This window comes from Actinomycetes bacterium, assembly GCA_024222295.1.
Taxonomy (GTDB): domain Bacteria; phylum Actinomycetota; class Acidimicrobiia; order Acidimicrobiales; family Microtrichaceae; genus JAAEPF01.
In genome coordinates, this window is the sequence record JAAEPF010000002.1 from 439,445 (window position 1) to 456,905 (window position 17,461).

At 68.0% G+C, this 17,461-nt stretch carries 14 protein-coding genes and 1 tRNA gene; 13 read left to right on the plus strand and 2 right to left on the minus strand.

Annotation, left to right across the window (positions count from 1 at the left end):
• The first annotated feature begins 371 nt into the window (after positions 1-371).
• The 8 genes from infB (at position 372) to GY812_02105 (ending at position 11,249) form a co-directional block, all read left to right on the plus strand.
• On the plus strand, positions 372-3,224 hold the full coding sequence (gene infB / locus GY812_02070; GenBank protein MCP4434271.1) for a translation initiation factor IF-2: 2,853 nt from the start codon (positions 372-374) through the stop codon (positions 3,222-3,224).
• A gap of 8 nt (positions 3,225-3,232) precedes the next feature.
• Positions 3,233-3,652, plus strand: coding sequence for a 30S ribosome-binding factor RbfA (gene rbfA, locus GY812_02075; GenBank protein MCP4434272.1), 420 nt, complete (start codon positions 3,233-3,235; stop codon positions 3,650-3,652).
• The gene (gene truB, locus GY812_02080) at positions 3,649-4,527 is read left to right on the plus strand and encodes a tRNA pseudouridine(55) synthase TruB (protein MCP4434273.1); all 879 of its coding nucleotides are present in this window, start codon (positions 3,649-3,651) and stop codon (positions 4,525-4,527) included. Before rbfA ends, truB begins: the two co-directional genes overlap by 4 nt.
• Positions 4,528-4,550: 23 nt before the next feature.
• Positions 4,551-5,504: a bifunctional riboflavin kinase/FAD synthetase gene (locus GY812_02085; GenBank protein ID MCP4434274.1), complete on the plus strand. Its 954-nt coding sequence runs from the start codon at positions 4,551-4,553 to the stop codon at positions 5,502-5,504.
• A gap of 211 nt (positions 5,505-5,715) precedes the next feature.
• Positions 5,716-6,807 carry an alpha/beta hydrolase gene (locus GY812_02090; GenBank protein MCP4434275.1) on the plus strand — a complete coding sequence of 364 codons (1,092 nt, stop codon included), beginning with the start codon at positions 5,716-5,718 and terminating at the stop codon, positions 6,805-6,807.
• 124 nt (positions 6,808-6,931) lie between these two features.
• Positions 6,932-7,213: a 30S ribosomal protein S15 gene (rpsO, locus tag GY812_02095; GenBank protein MCP4434276.1), complete on the plus strand. Its 282-nt coding sequence runs from the start codon at positions 6,932-6,934 to the stop codon at positions 7,211-7,213.
• Positions 7,214-7,507: 294 nt separating this feature from the next.
• Positions 7,508-9,973: a polyribonucleotide nucleotidyltransferase gene (locus GY812_02100; GenBank protein MCP4434277.1), complete on the plus strand. Its 2,466-nt coding sequence runs from the start codon at positions 7,508-7,510 to the stop codon at positions 9,971-9,973.
• A 28-nt stretch (positions 9,974-10,001) separates the two neighbouring features.
• A complete protein-coding gene (locus GY812_02105) occupies positions 10,002-11,249 on the plus strand; it encodes an insulinase family protein (protein MCP4434278.1) in 1,248 nt (415 codons plus the stop codon).
• A gap of 9 nt (positions 11,250-11,258) precedes the next feature.
• Here GY812_02105 and serB read toward each other — a convergent pair whose 3' ends face one another.
• Positions 11,259-12,476 (minus strand): phosphoserine phosphatase SerB, encoded by a 1,218-nt coding sequence (serB, locus tag GY812_02110; GenBank protein ID MCP4434279.1) that lies wholly within the window; start codon positions 12,474-12,476, stop codon positions 11,259-11,261.
• Between the two features lie 76 nt (positions 12,477-12,552).
• Between serB and GY812_02115 the strand changes: the two genes are divergently transcribed.
• Together GY812_02115 and GY812_02120 are read left to right on the plus strand one after the other, a co-directional pair.
• A complete protein-coding gene (locus GY812_02115; protein ID MCP4434280.1) occupies positions 12,553-13,392 on the plus strand; it encodes an enoyl-CoA hydratase in 840 nt (279 codons plus the stop codon).
• 59 nt (positions 13,393-13,451) lie between these two features.
• On the plus strand, positions 13,452-13,940 hold the full coding sequence (locus tag GY812_02120; protein MCP4434281.1) for a limonene-1,2-epoxide hydrolase: 489 nt from the start codon (positions 13,452-13,454) through the stop codon (positions 13,938-13,940).
• Between the two features lie 125 nt (positions 13,941-14,065).
• Here the strand turns inward: GY812_02120 and GY812_02125 are convergent, their stop codons facing one another.
• Entirely contained in the window at positions 14,066-15,334 is a 1,269-nt protein-coding gene (locus GY812_02125; protein ID MCP4434282.1) for an MFS transporter, read from the minus strand.
• 138 nt (positions 15,335-15,472) lie between these two features.
• On the opposite strand from GY812_02125, the gene GY812_02130 reads away from it, so the two are divergent.
• The 3 genes from GY812_02130 to GY812_02140 all read left to right on the plus strand — a co-directional run bounded on the left by GY812_02130 (position 15,473) and on the right by GY812_02140 (position 17,157).
• Positions 15,473-16,231 carry a J domain-containing protein gene (locus GY812_02130; GenBank protein MCP4434283.1) on the plus strand — a complete coding sequence of 253 codons (759 nt, stop codon included), beginning with the start codon at positions 15,473-15,475 and terminating at the stop codon, positions 16,229-16,231.
• Between the two features lie 67 nt (positions 16,232-16,298).
• Positions 16,299-16,372, plus strand: a tRNA-Val gene (locus GY812_02135).
• A gap of 188 nt (positions 16,373-16,560) precedes the next feature.
• On the plus strand, positions 16,561-17,157 hold the full coding sequence (locus GY812_02140) for a hypothetical protein (GenBank protein ID MCP4434284.1): 597 nt from the start codon (positions 16,561-16,563) through the stop codon (positions 17,155-17,157).
• Positions 17,158-17,461 lie beyond the last annotated feature (304 nt).

A 17,461-nucleotide genomic window follows, 5' to 3' on the forward strand; every position in this document is an offset into this window, starting at 1 on the left:
ACAGCCGAAGCTCTGGACTCCGACACCGCAGATGCCGTGGCCGACGGCGAGGAAGCGGTGGCGGCCGACGAGGCGGCCGACGAGGCCGAGGTGGCAGCCGAGGTGGAAGCGGGCGAGGCCGTGGCCGCCGAGGTCGAGGCGGAGGCCGAAGGCGACTCCGAGACCGCAGCCGACTCAGAGGACGAATCGGCCGGCTGACACAACAGATCCGCGTTTCAGGGCCCCGGTGCGTTGCGCCCACGGCCAACACGGTTCGTAACCCGTGGCGATACATGCGAGGATAGAGGGCTGCCGCTCAAGGGCCGCGCGACGCGCGTCCCAGGCATACCCCCCAACGAATCAACGGGAAGAAGACCTTGGCCAAGGGAAAGATGCGCGTGTACGAGCTCGCCAAAGAGCTCGGCATGACCAACAAGGAGTGCCTCGACCTCTGCCTCGAGATGGGGTATGCGGTCAAGAGCCACTCCTCCTCGCTCGACGAGGCCTATGCCGACCAGGTGCGCCGCAAGGCCATCCGGGAGGGCCGCACGCGCGATGAGCAGCCCGAGGAGCCCAAGAAGAAGGCTCCCGCAAAGAAGAAGGCAGCGGCGAAGAAGAAGGCACCCGCCAAGAAGAAGGCGCCTGCCAAGAAGAAGGCGGCGGCAAAGAAGCCCGCGCCGGACGAGCCCGCCGAGGATGCCGGCGATGCAACCGAGGCTCCGGTCGAGCCCGATCCTGCTCCTGAGGCACCGGTTGAGCAGGCCCCGGCCCCCGAACCCCCGGCCCCGGCTGCGGCGCCAGGGCCCGATGTCGTGGAGCCCGTTGCGGCGGACGAGCCGCCAGCAGAGGTTGCCCCGGCTTCACACAAGGTCGTTTCCTCCAAGCCCGCCACGGGCAAGCCACGGCCCCCGATCGAGCCCCCGGTGGCTGCAGCCCCCGCTCCGGCCGCGGCACCCGTGCCCAAGCCGGCCGCGAAACCAGCGGAAGCGCCCGCTGCGCCGGCGGCAAAGGTCGACCCTGTGGAGCCAGCTGCCGAGCCTTCCGCCACCACGGCGGACCCGGCTGCCAAGCAGGCGCCCGACGAGGCCGCGCCGCCACCCACCTCTGATTCCGGCAAACCGATCCCGCCGCCGCCCAGCCCTCCGCGCTCCGCGTCCGGCAAGCCGATCCCGCCTCCGCCCGGTCTGGGTGGTCGCAAGGCAGCACCGCCCCGCACTGGTGGCCGACCCGGCGGTGGTGGGCCGCCCGGGCGTGGTCCCGCTGGTGGTCCCGGCGGAGGTCCCGGTGCTGGCCCAGGTGGTCCTCCCGGCGGCCGTCCGGGTGGGTTCCCCCCTGGCCGTGGTCGCCCCGGTGGCGGCCCACGCCCGCCGCGGCGCAAAGGCAGGCGACGTCGCAACCGCGAAGAGCTCCAGCCGATGGACGTGCCCACGTACACGCCCGCAGAGGCGCCGGTGCCCGAGGGCACCACGGTGGTCGAGCGTGCCTCCTCGCCCCAGGATCTCGGACCCAAGCTGAATCGCACCGCGGCCGATGTCGTGCGGTTCCTCATGCAGCAGGGTGAGATGGTCACCGCGACCCAGTCGCTCACCGACGACATGATCGAGCTGTTCGCCGCAGATGTGGGCGCCGAGATCTCCCTCGTGGACCCCGGTGAGGAACAGGAAGTCGAGCTCCGCAAGGTTCTCGAGGTGCCGGACGAGGAGTCCGACGATGACTCCGATCTTCCCGACCGCCCGCCTGTGATCACGGTCATGGGCCACGTCGACCACGGCAAGACCAAGCTTCTCGACTACATCCGAGACGCCAACGTCGTGGCCGGTGAGGCCGGTGGCATCACCCAGCACATCGGCGCCTACCAGGTGGAGAAGAACGGCAAGAGGCTGACCTTCATCGATACCCCGGGCCACGCTGCCTTCACGGCCATGCGCGCCCGCGGCGCAGACGCGACCGACATCGTGATCCTCGTGGTGGCGGCCGACGACGGTGTGATGCCCCAGACCGAGGAGGCCATCGCCCACGCGAAGGCTGCCGAGGTGCCGATCGTGGTGGCGATCAACAAGATCGACCGCGAAGGCGCTGACCCGAACCGCGTGATGCAGCAGCTCTCCGAGAAGGACCTCGTGCCCGAGGCCTGGGGTGGCGAGACGATCATGGTCGAGGTGTCCGCCCTGGAGGGCCTCGGGGTCGACGACCTGCTCGACAACCTCCTTCTCGTTGCCGAGGTCGAAGACCTCCGTGCCACGCCGGAAGGCCGGGCATCGGGCGTGGTGCTCGAGGCGCACCTCGACGTCGGCCGCGGCCCGGTTGCCACGGTGCTGGTGCAACGCGGCACCCTCAACGTGGGCGATCCGATGGTGGCCGGCCCGGCGTGGGGTCGCATCAGGGCCCTGGTGGACGACCATGGCAAACAGGTGAAGTCCGTGGGCCCCGCAACTCCTGTCGAGGTCCTCGGTCTGTCCGACGTCGCCGAGGCCGGCGATGCCTTCGTGGTGGCCCCCGATGAGCGCAAGGCCCGTTCGGTGGCCGAGACCCGCGATCGCTGGAAGCGTGAGGCGGGTCGTGCCCGCGACGCGTCGGTGATGAGCTCCGGCGCCAAGCTCGAGGACATCTTCGCCCAGATCCAGGCCGGGGAGCAGGCGATGCTCAACCTGGTGGTCAAGGCTGATGCACAGGGTTCCCTCGAGGCGCTGACGGAGTCGCTCCGCAAGCTCGAGCGGCCAGAGGTGAAGGTCGGCTTCGTGCTCCGCGGTGTCGGTGGCATCACCGAGTCCGACATCCAGCTGGCCGCCACGTCCAGCGCCACGGTGCTCGGCTTCAACGTGCGCCCGAGCCGCCAGGCCCGTGAGCTGGCTGACCTCGAAGACGTTGAGATCCGCACCTACGAGATCATCTACAAGCTGCTCGAGGACATCGAGTCGGCGATGCTCGGCATGCTCGAGCCCGAATTCAAAGAGCAGGTCACCGGCGAGGCCGAGGTGCGCGAGATCTTCCGTGTGCCCAAGATCGGTGCCGTTGCCGGCTGCATGGTCACCAACGGCCAGATCACACGCGGTTCCAAGGTGCGGTTCCTGCGCGAGGGCACGATCATCTGGAAGGGCGAGATCTCCTCGCTTCGCAGGTTCAAGGACGACGTTCGAGAGGTGGCCGCAGGATTCGAATGCGGCATCGGCCTTTCGGACTTCCAGGATCTCAAACAGGGCGACATCATCGAGACCTACGACCTCGAAGAAATCCCCCGCGACTGAGCGGCCCCATGGCACGCCGAGGTAACCCCAGGCCCTACCAGCGCACCGACCGCATCGGTGAGCTGGTGCGCGAGATCGTTGCCTCCGAACTCGAGCGCATCGGCGACGAGCGACTCGAGCTGGTCACGGTCACCGCGGTGAAGGTCGATGGTTCCCTCGACACCGCCGAGGTCTTCTACTCGGCCATGGCGGCTGAGGAGGACGACCGCCTCGACGAGGTGGTCGAGGCACTCGACGAGGTGCGCTGGCCGATCCAACAGGTCGTCAACCGCCAGGTTCGGGCGCGGCGCACACCGCAGATCCGCTTCAGTCCCGACGAAGTGCTCAGTGAGGCGATGCGGATCGAGGGAATCCTCAACGACATCGCGGCGCAGGCTCCCGCTTCAGACGAGACCGACTCGCCCGAGCCGGGGGGCGGCGCGGAGTGACCGCCGGCGCGGGGCCGTCGGGCCTCGCAGTCATCGACAAGCCGGCGGGCTGGACCAGCCACGATGTGGTCGCCAAGTGCCGGGGCATCTTCGGCACCCGGAAGGTCGGCCACTCGGGCACCCTCGACCCGTCGGCCACTGGCGTGCTCGTGTTGGGAGTCGGCCGGGGCACCAAGCTCTTGCGGTTCCTGAGTGGCCTGCCCAAGACCTATGAGGCGCGGATCACCCTCGGCGTCGAGACCGACTCGCTCGATGCAGACGGCGAGGTGACCGTCGCGCACGACATGGCTGCGCCGACCGTGGACGCCGTGGCCACGGCTGCTGGCGAGCTGACCGGCGACATCCTGCAGGTGCCGCCGATGGTCTCTGCGATCAAGGTCGGTGGAAAGCGCCTCCACCAGCTCGCGCGCGAGGGCAAGGAGGTCGAGCGGGAGCCCCGGCCCGTGACGGTGGCCCGATTCGATGTGCGCTCGACCGGCGACCCGATGGTTTGGGATGCGAGCGTGGATTGTTCCTCGGGCACCTATGTGCGGGTGCTCGCCGCAGACCTGGGGCACCTGCTCGGCGGAGGTGCTCACCTGTCGGGGCTGCGCCGCACGGCTGTGGGCCCGTGGGGGATCGACGAGGCCGCCCCGATGGAGTCCGCACCGCTGGCGCCGACCTCCCAGGTGTCCAGGGTCATGGAGTCCGTCGAGGTGGACGAAGCCACTGCAGCGCTGGTGCGCAACGGCCGGGTCCTTGCCCGCGTGGACCTTGGTTTGCGCGGGTCGGGCGGCGGCCCCTGGGCCGTCAGTACCGCGGACGGTGAGCTGTTGGCCGTGTACGAGTCGCACCGCGGCGACACGGCGAAGCCCGCCGTAGTGCTGGCTACCTGACCGCGGGCAGTACCGTTCTGGCCGTGGAGATCGTCAGGGACTCGTCTCAGTGCCCACGCCCCGAGCAGGGTTCGGTGGTGACCATCGGCGCGTACGACGGCGTGCACCTGGGCCACCGTGCGGTGATCTCCGATGTCTGCCGCCGCGCGGCCGAGGCGGGTCGCCGTAGTGCCTTGGTCACCTTTGACCGCCACCCGGCCCAGGTCATCCGCCCGGATTCGGCTCCGCGGCTGCTGACGGACCTTGATCAGCGCCTCGAGCTGCTCGAGCAGACCGGACTCGACATCGTCGTCGTGTTGACCTTCGATGAGGAGCGGGCGAAGGAAACGGCCGAGGAGTTCGTCAACGAGGTGCTCGTGGGGTGTCTCAACGCTGCAGAAGTGGTGGTGGGGGAGGACTTCCACTTCGGACACCGCCGCGGCGGCAACGTGGCACTTCTCACCGAGATGGGCGCCGATCTGGGCTTCGAGGTTTCCGGCATGCACCTGGTGGGACCTGACGGCGAGGCAGCCCGCGACGATGCACAGGTGAGCTCCACCGCGATCCGCCGGGCGCTGCATGACGGCCGCCTGGACGACGCAGAGCGCATGCTGGGCCGGCCACACGAGATGCGCGGCCCGGTGGTGCAGGGCGACAAGCGCGGCCGCACAATCGGCTTTCCGACCGCCAACGTGGCGATCGGCGAGGAAATGCTCATGCCCGCGGATGGCATATATGCGGGCCACCTGGTGCTCGAGGACGGCGGCGAGGTGCTTCCGTCGGCGATCTACCTGGGCCATCGCCCCACGTTCTACGACGAATCTGCCGCAACGCTGCTCGAGGTGCACGTACTCGGCTTCGAGGGCGACCTCTACGGTGAGCGGGTCGCAGTGCGGTTCAGCAACCGGATCCGCTCCGATGAGAAGTTCGACTCGGTCGACGCGCTGGCCGCGCAACTGGAGCGGGACTGCCGAGAAGCGGAGCGCCTGTTGGGCTGACCCGGGCTGGGAGCGCATCAGCGGGGAGCAGGCGGCGGACGGGCGGGGGAGGGACTGCCCCTGCGTGTGCAGGAACCCCTGGGGGCGGGCGGCCGTGGGTAATTGTCCGTAGCTTCGTGCGGAGTGGTTCCGTATGCACCCTTCGGGCCGGTAACTTGTGTTGACACCGTTCAGGGCGAGTCGGTGTGAGTCCAGGGGCGGAAAGGGCCAGATGTCTCAGGTACTTGAGCCGATCGAGGGACCAGTCCTCGACCAGCCGCTTGCCGAAGGTGCCGTCGAGGTGCCCCATCTCGCACGCCACGAGATCCTGCTGTCCGACGGCCACACCGTGGGGGTCACCGTTGCCGGCGAGGGCGTGCCACTGGTGGTGGTGCACGGGTTCTCAGCCGAGGGCTTCCTCTACGCCCAGTCGCTCTCGCGCCTGGTGGCGATGGGCTTCCGGGTGGTGGCGATCGACACAGCCGGCCATGGCGCCACACAGGGCCTTCCGTTGTCTGGTCACAACATCAACGACTATGCCGAGCTGCTGGGCCGTGCCATCGACGAGCTCGGCATCGAGCGCTTCGTGCTGGCGGGACACTCCATGGGCGGCCAGCTCGTTGCCCGGCTGGGTGCGCGATGGCCCGACCGCACCCTGGGCGTGATCTTCATCGATGCAATCGTGGGCGACACCTGGGACCGCATGGTCTATCTGTTCCGTGTCAACCCACCGTTGCTGGCCGCGATCGGCCTTGTCCTGCTGGCCGACTCGGTGACCATCGCTCCCACCTTCTCGAATCCCGGTCAGGCGGTGAAGCTGATGCGCCTGGTCGCGCCGACGCTGGTCGGTCACGCGACGCGCCCGTGGCGCCTGCTCGGGCCGATCCGCTCGATCCTGCGCACCCGTTCCAGCCGCTACGCCCTCGACGAACTGGCCCGCCACGGCGTTCCGGTCGTGGCGATCCATGGCTCCATGGATCTGGCCGTGCCGCACCGCACCGCTCGCGACACCGTCGAGCGCACCGACGGCACACTGGTCACGGTCAACCGCGGCGGCCATTCGTGGCTGCTGCGTGATCCGGAGTCATTGCCGGCGATCATGGCGGAACTGCTGGCTGGCCCGCTCGGCGACGGCATTCGCAAGGGGCTACGCGCGGCCGGGCTCCGCAAGCGCAAGCCCGACCTCGCGGACGTGGAGAAGGTCTGCTACGCGAGCGACGCGAGGGTTTTCGACCTCGTGGCGGAGGATCCGACCCGCAAGGTCGTGGGTCGGCACCGCAAGCCACGGTATTCGTGGACCTTCGAACAACCGGGTGATTCCTGAGGGATCCAGATCTGGTCCGCAGAGGTGTGCGGGAGTACAATTGGTACGCCCGACAAACGGCCGGGCAGCTCCGATGGTGCGTTTCGACGCCCATTGGGGCCGGGTCCTACACCCAGGAGAACCAATGACCAACCGCAAGGCCACAAACCTGGCCGACAAGCAGTCGACGATCTCGAAGTACGGCAAGAGCGACGCCGACACGGGATCCACCGAGGTCCAGATCGCACTGCTCACCGATCGCATCGAGCACCTCACCGAGCACCTCAAGGCCCACAAGAAGGACCATCACAGCCGCCGCGGTCTGCTGATGCTCGTGGGCAAGCGCCGCCGTTTCCTCGACTATCTGCGCGACAACGACGTGGAGCGCTACCGCGAACTCATCGCCGAGCTCGGCCTGCGCCGCTGACGGGCTCGGACCGACGGCCGCCCAGCACCGCAGCGACACCGAACCGGCAGTTCCCTGAGAGGGGTGCGCCGGTTCGTTCGCGTATCCGCGCGTCATCGACTACTCTAAGTAGAACGAAAACCGCGGCTAGCCGGTCAGTTACCGGTTGCCGACGTCCGGGCCGCCCCCGCCCGTAGCCACCCTGGTTCCACAGGAGTGGGTCGCACGGGAGCAAAGGCGCTTTCCCCGGGGGTCGACCACTGGCAACTGGCCCGCCGCATGAAGGGTCCAAAGGGGACCCAAGGAGGGCCAATCATGGCCGAACCCATCCGCGTCGAGGCTGACATAGCCGGCGACGAATTCAAGAAGCTAACCCTCGAGGCGGGCAAGTACGCCGGTCTCGCCGACGGATCCGTGATGGTCGGGCTCGGCGAGACCCGGGTGCTCGTGACCGCGACAGCGGCGCGTGCCCCTCGTCCGGGTGCCGACTTCTTCCCGCTCACCGTCGACATCGAGGAGCGCATGTACGCCGCGGGCAAGATCCCCGGCTCGTTCTTCCGACGTGAGGCTCGCGCCGGTGAGGCAGCGATCCTCACCTGCCGCCTCATCGACCGTCCGCTTCGCCCCTCGTTCCCCGAGGGCTTCCGCAACGAGGTCCACGTGGTGGGCACCGTCATGGGCGCCGACCAGGAGAACCCCTACGACGTCGCCTCGATCAACGGTGCATCTGCAGCGCTCATGCTCTCGGGCATTGCGTTCGACGGGCCGATCGGTGCCGTTCGCCTCGCGTACACAACCGATGGTGAGTGGCTGGCACACCCGACCTACCAGGAGAGCGAGGCTGCGACCTTCGAGATCGTCGTCGCAGGTCGCGAGCTCGACAACGGCGATGTCGCCGTGATGATGGTCGAAGCCGGTGGCACCGAGAAGTCTTGGAGCTACTTCGAAGAGGGCGCTCCCAAGGTCGACGAAGAGGCCCTGGCCACGTCGCTCGAGGAGAGCAAGCAGTACATCAAGGCTGCGATCGCCCTCCAGAAGGACCTCGTGTCCGCCTATGAGGCCGAGTACGGCCAGATCGAGGCCATTCCCTACAGCGTTTCGACCGACTACGACGACGATGTGTTCGCCGCGGTCGAGTCGGCAGCGGGCTCGAAGATGGTCGACGTGCAGTCGATCGCCGACAAGGCGGAGCGCTCCGAGGCCGAGGACACACTCAAGGCCGAAGTCGTCGATTCGGTGGTGAGCGGCCTGGTCACCGACGAGCGTGACGAGGAGGCCACGACCAAGCAGGTCAAGGCAGCTGTTCGGTCCCTCACGAAGGCGACTGTGCGCAGCCGCATCGTCAACGATGGCGTGCGCATCGATGGCCGTGGCCCGGCCGACATCAGGGCCCTGTCCGCCGAGGTCGGCGTCATCCCCACCGCACACGGCACCGGCCTGTTCCAGCGTGGTGAGACCCAGGTGCTCAACTTCTGCACGCTCGGCATGCAGAAGATGGACCAGATGGTCGACGGCATCGATCCGCAGACCAAGAAGCGTTACCTGCATCACTACAACTTCCCGCCCTTCTCCACCGGCGAGCCGGGCTTCATGCGCGGCCCCAAGCGCCGCGAGATCGGCCACGGTGCGCTCGCCGAGCGTGCGGTGTTCCCCGTGGTTCCCTCCCTCGAGGAGTTCCCCTACACGGTCCGCCTCGTCTCCGAGGTATTGAGCTCCAACGGCTCCACCTCGATGGCGTCGGTCTGCTCCTCCAGCCTCTCGCTGATGGACGCCGGTGTGCCGATCAAGGCTCCGGTGGCAGGCATCGCGATGGGCCTCGTCTACGCCGATGGCAAGTACACGACGCTCACCGACATCCTCGGCGCCGAGGATGCCTTCGGCGACATGGACTTCAAGGTCGCCGGCACGCGTGACTTCGTCACGGCACTGCAGCTCGACACCAAGATCGACGGCATCCCCGCCGATGTTCTCGCAGCGGCGCTCAACCAGGCCAAGGACGCACGCCTGCAGATCCTGGACGTGATGGCCGGTGCGCTCGAGGGTCCCCGTGAGGAACTCGCCGAGACCGCCCCGAAGATCATCAGCTTCGAGATCCCCGCCGACAAGATCGGTGAGGTCATCGGCCCGAAGGGCAAGGTCATCAACTCGATCCAGGGCGAAACCGGCGCCGACATCAGCGTCGACGACGATGGTCTGGTCGGCGTCGTGGCCATCGCTGCGGTCGACATGGGTGCGGTCAACGAGGCCGAGCGCCAGATCAAGCTGATCCTCGATCCGCCGACGGCCGACGTGGGCGAGACCTATGCCGGACGGGTGGTCAACATCACCAAGTTCGGTGCCTTCGTCAACATCCTCCCGGGCCGTGACGGCCTGGTGCACATCTCCAAGCTCGGAGGCGGCAAGCGGATCAACAAGGTCGAGGATGTGCTCGCTCTCGGCGATGAGATCGAGGTGAAGGTCGACGACATCGACCCCAACGGCAAGATCTCGCTGACCCCCACATCGGACGCAGACCCAAAAGCGACTGAGGGCGGCGCCGCCGCCCAGTCCGACGGTGACGCCGAGGGCTCTGATTCCAGCAACGACGACTCCGGCCGTGGCAGCTCCTCACAGGGCGCCAACGGTGGCGGCAACGGCTCCGGTGGTCGCCGCCGCGAGGCAAGCTTCTCGTCCAACTACGACGAGACGCTCGCCGAGAAGCACGGTGACCTCGGTCCGTCATCCGCCCGCTCCGGCGGGCGCGGTGGTGGCCGTGGTGGCAGGGGTCGCGGACGACGATGACCTGCGCGGACCGGTTGGTCGGTGAGCTATGAGCGCACCGACCGACCGCGTCCGACGCACGTTGCTCGACAACGGGCTGCGCGTGGTGACCGACGAACAGCCCGACAGGGCGATGTTGTCGGTCGCCGCGTGGGTGTCTGTCGGCTCGCGTGACGAATCCGAGCAGCTGTCCGGAGCGTCGCACTTCCTCGAACACCTGCTGTTCAAGGGCACGGCGGATCGTGACGCCCGCTCGATAGCTGTGGCGATCGACGCGATCGGCGCTGAGATGAATGCCTTCACCGCGAGCGAGCACACGGCGTTCTACACCAATGTGCCGGTGCACGACGCGCACGTAGCGGTGGATCTCCTCCTCGATGTGCTTGACAAACCGCTGCTCGCCAGCCGCGAAGTCGATGCAGAGCGCCACGTGATCCTCGACGAGCTGGCAGCGGCCCAGCAAGACCCTGACGACCTCGCATCGGTGACCCTGTTCGAGTCGCTGTTCCCCGGCCACCCCCTCGGACGGGAGACCCTGGGAACCGGCGAGTCGATCAGGGGCATCTCGAGTGACGACATCAGGGGCTTCTTCGAGTCGTGGTACTTGCCGGCCAACCTGGTCATTGCGGCCGCCGGCCCGATCGACCACGACCTGCTGGTCGAGGAGGTTGCGTCGCGGTTCTCTGCCAAGAAGGCGGGCACCAGGCCCGAGCGACAGGCTCCCGAGTGTGAAGTGGTCAGCCGGGCATTCCACGAGCGGCCGACCGAACTGGCACACCTTGGCATCGGCTGGCGCGCTCCTTCGGTGCAAAGTGACGACCGCTACGCGCTTTCCCTGCTCAACCACGTGTTCGGTGGTGGCCCTTCCAGCCTGCTGTTCCAGGAAGCGCGCGAGAGTCGCGGGCTCACGTACTCGATCGGCTCCGAAGTCGCCCAGCATGTCGACGCCGGGGCGCTCACCGTGCACTGCGCCACGTTGGCCGAACAGGCTCCGAGGCTGCTCGAGGTGATCGAGGGCATCACCACCGACCTGGCGGAGCATGGCATCGACAGGGAAGCCCTGGCGCGCGCCAAGGGTGCCATGCGCGGTTCGATGCTGATGGGCCTCGAGAGCCCTGTGGCGCGCATGACGCGCCTCGGCGTGGGTGAGGTGATGCGTGGCGAGGTCCTGCCCGTGCAAGAGCACCTCGAACGCATCGAAGCGGTGACCGTCGATGATGTCCGCCGGGTGTCAGCCGACGTATTCGGCGGCCCGTCGGCGCGCTCGCTCGTCGGGCCGGTCGACATCCCGGCCTGACAGCGGGCTTCAGCTACCGGGCAGGTCTTCGACCTCGGAGCGGTTGATTCCGAGCACGAACAGCACCGCGTCGAGGAACGGCACGTTGACCGTGGTGTCTGCTGCCTGCTGCACGACCGGCTTGGCGTTGAAGGCCACCCCGAGGCCGGCCGTCGCAAGCATGTCGAGGTCGTTGGCGCCGTCGCCCACAGCAACGGTCTGTGACAGCGGGATCCCCTCGCGCCTGGCGAACTCGGCGAGCATCTCGGCCTTGTGGGCCCGGTCGACGACCTTGCCCTCTACTTCGCCGGTCAGCTTGCCGCTCGAGATACCCAGCTCGTTGGCAACGGCATGGTCGAGGTCGAGATCGGCCTTGAGGTGGTCGGTGAAGTGCGTGAAGCCGCCCGACACGATCCCGACCGTGTAGCCCAGCCGTTTGAGCGTGCGAATGAAGGTGCGTGCCCCGGGCGTGAGTCGCATCCGCTTGCGTGCGCGCTCGAGTGCCTCGACCTCCAGCCCGGCGAGGAGCCGGACCCGTTCGCGCAGTGCCCCTTCGAAGTCGAGGTTGCCGGCCATGGCCTCCTCGGTCACGGCCCTCACCTGTTGGTGGCAGCCGGCTTCTTCGGCGATCAGTTCGATGACCTCGTCCTGGATGAGGGTGGAGTCGACATCGAGCACCACGAGTCGCTTGGCGCGCCGTTCGAGTCCTGCCGGCTGCACCGCCACGTCGAGGCCGTGCGTGGCCGATGCCTGTGCAAGCACTCGCTGCAGCTCCGTGCGGTCGGCGTCACGCACCAGGAATTCGTATGCGTACACCGGGTAGCGGGCGAGGCGCACGATGCGCTCGATGTTGGCGCCCGCGGCGACCACCGCTCCCGCGATCGCACCCAGTTCGCTGGGTGACAGCTCGGTCTCCAGTTCGTGACCGAGCACTGTGACCGCGTCCAGTGAGGCGGCATGGCCGGTCGGGGGCGGCACCGGTTCGAGGCTCACCGTGAGGTCGCGCTCCGATCCCAGGTGTTCGAGCAGGTCCCGGATCCGGTCGGGGCCTTCGGCGGGGGCGTCAATCGCCACCGCCAAGGTGAGGTGACCTCGTACGAGCACCTGCTCCACGTCCTGCACCGTCGAGCCCGCGAGTTCGAGCAGGGTCATCAGATCTGCGGTGATGCCCGGCCGGTCCGCTCCGCTGACGCGCAACAGGAAGGCGCCCGCGCCCGGGTGGCTCGGCTGCGGGCTGTCATCGGGCATGCAGCTACGGTACGGCGCGGCGGGCCCCTCCAGCGACACGGGCCCGTTGTGCCAAAGTCGGACACGAGGGGGACTCATGGCAATGGTCGAAGTCGACGAGCCGGGATCGGCAATCCGGGTGGTGCGTCTCAACAGGCCCGACCGCCTGAATGCGATGTCCATCGACCTGGCGGTGGAGCTCGACGAGGTGCTCGCAGAGGTGGGTCGCGACAACGAGTGCCGCGTGGTAATCCTCACCGGCGAGGGCAGGGCCTTCTCCTCCGGACTCGACCTCAAGGACTACGGGGTGATCCCCAATGTGGATGGCCTGAGCGTGCACAGGATCTCGACGCGGTCGATGCGCATGTACTCCGGCCTCGTGTTGAGGATGCGCGAGATCCCCCAGCCTTTGATCGCCGCGGTGAATGGGGTCGCCTTCGGCGGCGGCATGTGCCTGGCGCTGGGTTGTGACCTGCGGATCGCGTCGGAGTCCGCCGAATTCAACGCCACGGGGATCGTGAATGGCCTCTCCTCGGTGGAGATGGGTGCCGGCTGGCTGCTGCCGCGCCTGATCGGAGGAGCCAACGCCAACGACCTGCTGCTGACGGGCCGGGAGGTGGATGCCGCCGAGGCAATGGCGATGGGTCTGGTGTCGCGGGTCGTGCCCGACGACGAGTTGCTCGACGAAGCCCGCTCGATGGCGGAGCCGATGGCGAAGTACTCGCACTTCGGCCTCGAGTTGACTAAACAGACACTGCGCTCCGAACTCGAGGTCAACAGTCTTCGTGCCGCCATCGACCTCGAGGATCGCAGCCAGTTGATGGCCGGCTTCACCGACAACCTCCCGGAGGCAATCCGCGCTTTCGACTCGGGCCGCCCGCCGGTCTTCGTGGACGATCCCCGCCGGGACCTGTTCGAGACCCCTGACGGCGACTGAGATCCGCGGGCGGTTGCGGGCGGTTCCCGGGTCCACTGACCGGAACGTATGATCCGGCGATGCCAATAGGACTGCAACCGACCGCTGCTGACCGGTCGACTCTGCCGAACGAGCCTCAGGCGGTCGTCGAGGCGTTCCTTGCCGCCCTGGCGGACCACGACGTCGACACGGCGAGGGCGCTGGTCGATGACGACATCCTCTATGTGAACGTGGGGCTGCCGGCAGTGCGCGGCCGCGAGCAGATGGACAAGGTGTTCGCCCTGCTCGACCGACCGTCCTCGGACTTCGAGGTGTACATGCACTCGATCTCAGCCGACGGCAAGACCGTGCTGACCGAGCGCACCGACGTGCTGGTCGCCGGTCCGCTGCGCGCCCAGTTCTGGGTGTGGGGCCGCTTTGACGTGGTCGACGGCAAGATCGTGCTCTGGCGGGACTCCTTTGACTTCCTGGACATCGTGCGAGGCACCCTGCGCGGTGCGCTCGCGATGGTGGTTCCAGGTCTCGCACCATTGCCGCCACGAGGCGACAATGACCCACCCGGTCGCTGAGCTGGAACGACGCTGATCGGTGTGCGCAGGGTCCCGTTCGGTAACCACACGAAGGGCCGTGGGTCCATCCGGTGCGCGACGCATCGGCTCATGCGGCGTCTCCCCTGAGTCGTGCTTCGCTCGATTCAGGTGCTCGGCGCGACGCCGACGACCTCTGTGGCCTGGGCGTCGGGCTCGCGCAGGTCGACCACGGCGGCCAGCACGACTGCCATTGCCGCCCCGGCGAGCAACACGGCCGTCATGCCGACCGAGTCGATCACGACTCCGCCGATCAGCCCGCCGACCGGGACCAGTCCCGCCCAGGCCATCATCCACAGGCCCATGACCCTGCCGCGCACGTCGTCGTGCACGCGCAGTTGCAGGATCGTGATGAGCGCTGTGACGATCACGAAGTAGCTGGCTCCGGCCAGGAACACCGAGGGGAATCCGGTCAGCGGTGTGGCTGACATCGTGAAGGCGGCCAGCGCCAGGGCGAACACGCCCAGGCCCACCCGCACGATGCGGGGCCGTTCGTAGCGGGACAGCCATGAGCCCATCGACAGCGCTCCCGTGAAGGCGCCGAGCCCGAAGGTGGAGAACATAATCGTGTACCGCCAACCCTCGAGGTCGAACTGTTCGGCTGCGATCTTGGGCATCTGGTAGATGAACACGAGACAGAACACCGAGTAGACGGCAATGGTGATGAGCACCCTGCCGATGACCTTGTCGCGGCGTGCCTCGCGAAAGCCGCCGGCGAGTTGTTTGAGCGGGGACTCGCCCGGTGCGCCCTTGGGCGAGAAGTCTGCATGGGCGGTCATGAGGGCGAGGATCACGAAGCCGTATGTGGCGGCGTTGACCACGAACACAGTCGATGCGCCGCCAAGGGCTGCCACGGCGCCGCCGAGGATCGGGCCGACCACGCGACTGGCGTTCATCGAGGCCGAGCTGAGCGCCACCGCCCCGCGGAGGTCCTCTCGCCCTACGAGGGTCGGAAGGATGGCGTTGGCGGCCGGTGCGTTGATCGACGATGCGATGCCGATGCCGAACACGATGCCGACCAGTACGGCCCTGTTGGGGTCAGGCTGGGTGGCCACCAGCGCCAGGAGCAGGGAGAGCACTGCCTGCACGCTCGCAATGCCCACCATCAGCACCCGGCGGTTGACCCGGTCGGCGATGGCGCCTCCGATGGGGGAGAGGAAGAGCATCGGGCCGAGCTGGGCGAAGGTGATGATGCCGATGAAGGTCGCGCCGCCGGTCAGGTCATATGCGAGGGCGATGAGGATGACGTTCTGCATCCACGTGCCGATGTTGGACGACATCGTGCCGGCGAACACCCGACGGAAGGGCTTGTGTGACAGGGCAGCGGCCATCGAGCCCGGCGCGCGCCCGGCGGGCGGAGGAGCCCCCGCGTTCACGGTGCCAGAAAGTTCGTTAGACGAATCTTTCGTGGATCGAAACAATGCCACGGAGCCAGCGTAGACCCGAGGGTGTCCGCCTGTCAGACTCGTTCCCGCCGGGGTCCGGGGGGCGACGGGCACCTACCCTTGGCAGCAGTGGCTGACGACCTAGATCTCTACCGCGTGCTCGGTGTGGCACCAGGTGCCGACACCGATGAGATCCGCCGCGCCCACCGCACGCTCGTGAGGGCACTGCACCCGGACCGCCATGTGGAGGCGACCCAGGCGGAGCAGAAGCTCGCAGAACGGCGCATGCGCGAGATCAACGAGGCATGGCACACGCTGCGCGACCCCGTGCGGCGGGCCAATTACGACTTCACCCGCAAGAAGCCGAACCCGTCCGGCGCGAGCCGCTCCGCTTCGGCGGCCCAGCAGCGCCCGGCCAGCCCCCGGGCCGGAGGAACCCGGCCAAGGGGAACCGGGGCCCGTCCTGGCACGTCGGCGCCCGGCCGCGGCGCGTACTGGAAGCAGCCCGGCGGCACGCCGAAGCAGACGTTTGCACCGGAGCGGGGCGCCCGCACCGCCGAGGAGCACGGGCAGGCGGTCAGCCCGGGCACCCTCTTCCTGCTGCGCAGGGGCCCTGTGATCGCCGGCATCGTGGTGCTCGTGGGGCTGTTCGTGGCCACGGCATTCATCTCAGGCGGCGGTGGCGACACGACCGACGTGATTCCCGAGCCGCTGGGCGCGTGCGTCGTGCTCGAGGAACAGAGCAGCGGCTACCTGGTCGACTGCGCGCTTCCCAACGACGGCGAAGTGGTCGCTCGCGTGGAGGCGGCACTCGACTGCCCCCTCACCACCCGCTACGTGCAGGTCGGCACAGAGTTCTTCTGCATCCCGATCCCTCTCGGGGGGTGAGCCAGCCTGCGCGTGGATCCCGTGGCTTCGAAGCGTGATGGCACGGCTGTTAGAGTCGACCCCTCACGGGCGTATGGCTCAGATGGCTAGAGCGCTGCCTTCACACGGCAGAGGTCACAGGTTCGAGTCCTGTTACGCCCACTACTGCAGATGCCAGTTTCCGCAGGGGCGCGGCGAAAGCACCGGCGAGCGTGCGGATGCGCCCGGCCGCTGAGCTCTCGGCCGCAGGCTGCTGCGTGTCGGAGGCCGGTGCCCAAGTACGGTGCCGGGGGTGGGTGGGGTCGACCAGAGCCCTCAATTCTCGCATCGACGTGCCGACGGCTAGGGCCATGGACAAGCATCTGTTCGCACCGATTCGAGCTTCCCGAACCCGTGCCCCGTTGCACGGCGGAGGCGCCTCCCTTCGCCTGGGGGTTGCAGCCGTTGCAGCAATCCTGGCGCTTCTCGCTGCAGGGTGCGGATCATCAGGCGACGACAGCGCATCGGGAGACGGCAGCTCCTCGGATGACACCACCACGACCACGGACTCGACGACCACCGACGCTCCGTCGACGACGGCAGCGCCGAGCACGACGGCTGCCTCGGGCGGCTCGGGCCTGATGGACGGCGTTCCGGCCCCCACCGGGGCCACCCAGGAGAGCAGCGACTCGATCTCCGAAGGAGGCGAGCACGTGTACTACACCGCCTCGCAATCCGCGACTGACTTCGTGTCGGGCTACGAGTCGCAGCTGTCGGGCGCCGGCTGGTCGGTCAGCGGCAGCGGTGGCGGAGGCTCCGAGTACGGAGGGGGTGCGGGTCTGACCGCGACCAACGGTGACCGCTACCTCGTGTTGTCCGCCGGTGGTCCCGGTGGGCAGACCTTCGCCGACCTCTGCGTCTGGCCCCAGAAGCCCAGCAACGACGACTGCGGTGACGGCGACAACTGAGCTGCGTTCCTGATGGAATCCACCGCTGTGCCCCGGCCCTGACGCTCAGTCGTGCCGGCCGGCCCGTCCAGTCTCTGTCCCGTCAGAGGGTAGAGGACGGCCAAAAACGACCATCACTCCTCGTGGCTCCGATCGTTGGCATCCCTGGGCGAATGGCGGTTTCGGCTGGTTCCGGCCGCCCGGCCAATCGCCTTCGCACAGCAGAGGTCACAGGTTCGAGTCCTGTTACGCCGACAGCCGTTGTCGAGACGACACCAGTCGGATGATGAACCGCGGCGCAGGCATGCGCGTCGTAGCCTTCGCC

Excerpts from the sequence above, each read along its gene's own strand:
- infB (MCP4434271.1), top strand. The coding sequence starts at position 372 with ATGCGCGTGTACGAGCTCGCCAAAGAGCTCGGCATGACCAACAAGGAG.
- rbfA (MCP4434272.1), top strand. The coding sequence starts at position 3,233 with ATGGCACGCCGAGGTAACCCCAGGCCCTACCAGCGCACCGACCGCATC.
- GY812_02090 (MCP4434275.1), top strand. The coding sequence starts at position 5,716 with ATGTCTCAGGTACTTGAGCCGATCGAGGGACCAGTCCTCGACCAGCCG.
- rpsO (MCP4434276.1), top strand. The coding sequence starts at position 6,932 with ATGACCAACCGCAAGGCCACAAACCTGGCCGACAAGCAGTCGACGATC.
- GY812_02100 (MCP4434277.1), top strand. The coding sequence starts at position 7,508 with ATGGCCGAACCCATCCGCGTCGAGGCTGACATAGCCGGCGACGAATTC.
- GY812_02105 (MCP4434278.1), top strand. The coding sequence starts at position 10,002 with ATGAGCGCACCGACCGACCGCGTCCGACGCACGTTGCTCGACAACGGG.
- serB (MCP4434279.1), bottom strand. The coding sequence starts at position 12,476 with ATGCCCGATGACAGCCCGCAGCCGAGCCACCCGGGCGCGGGCGCCTTC.
- GY812_02115 (MCP4434280.1), top strand. The coding sequence starts at position 12,553 with ATGGCAATGGTCGAAGTCGACGAGCCGGGATCGGCAATCCGGGTGGTG.
- GY812_02120 (MCP4434281.1), top strand. The coding sequence starts at position 13,452 with ATGCCAATAGGACTGCAACCGACCGCTGCTGACCGGTCGACTCTGCCG.
- GY812_02140 (MCP4434284.1), top strand. The coding sequence starts at position 16,561 with ATGGACAAGCATCTGTTCGCACCGATTCGAGCTTCCCGAACCCGTGCC.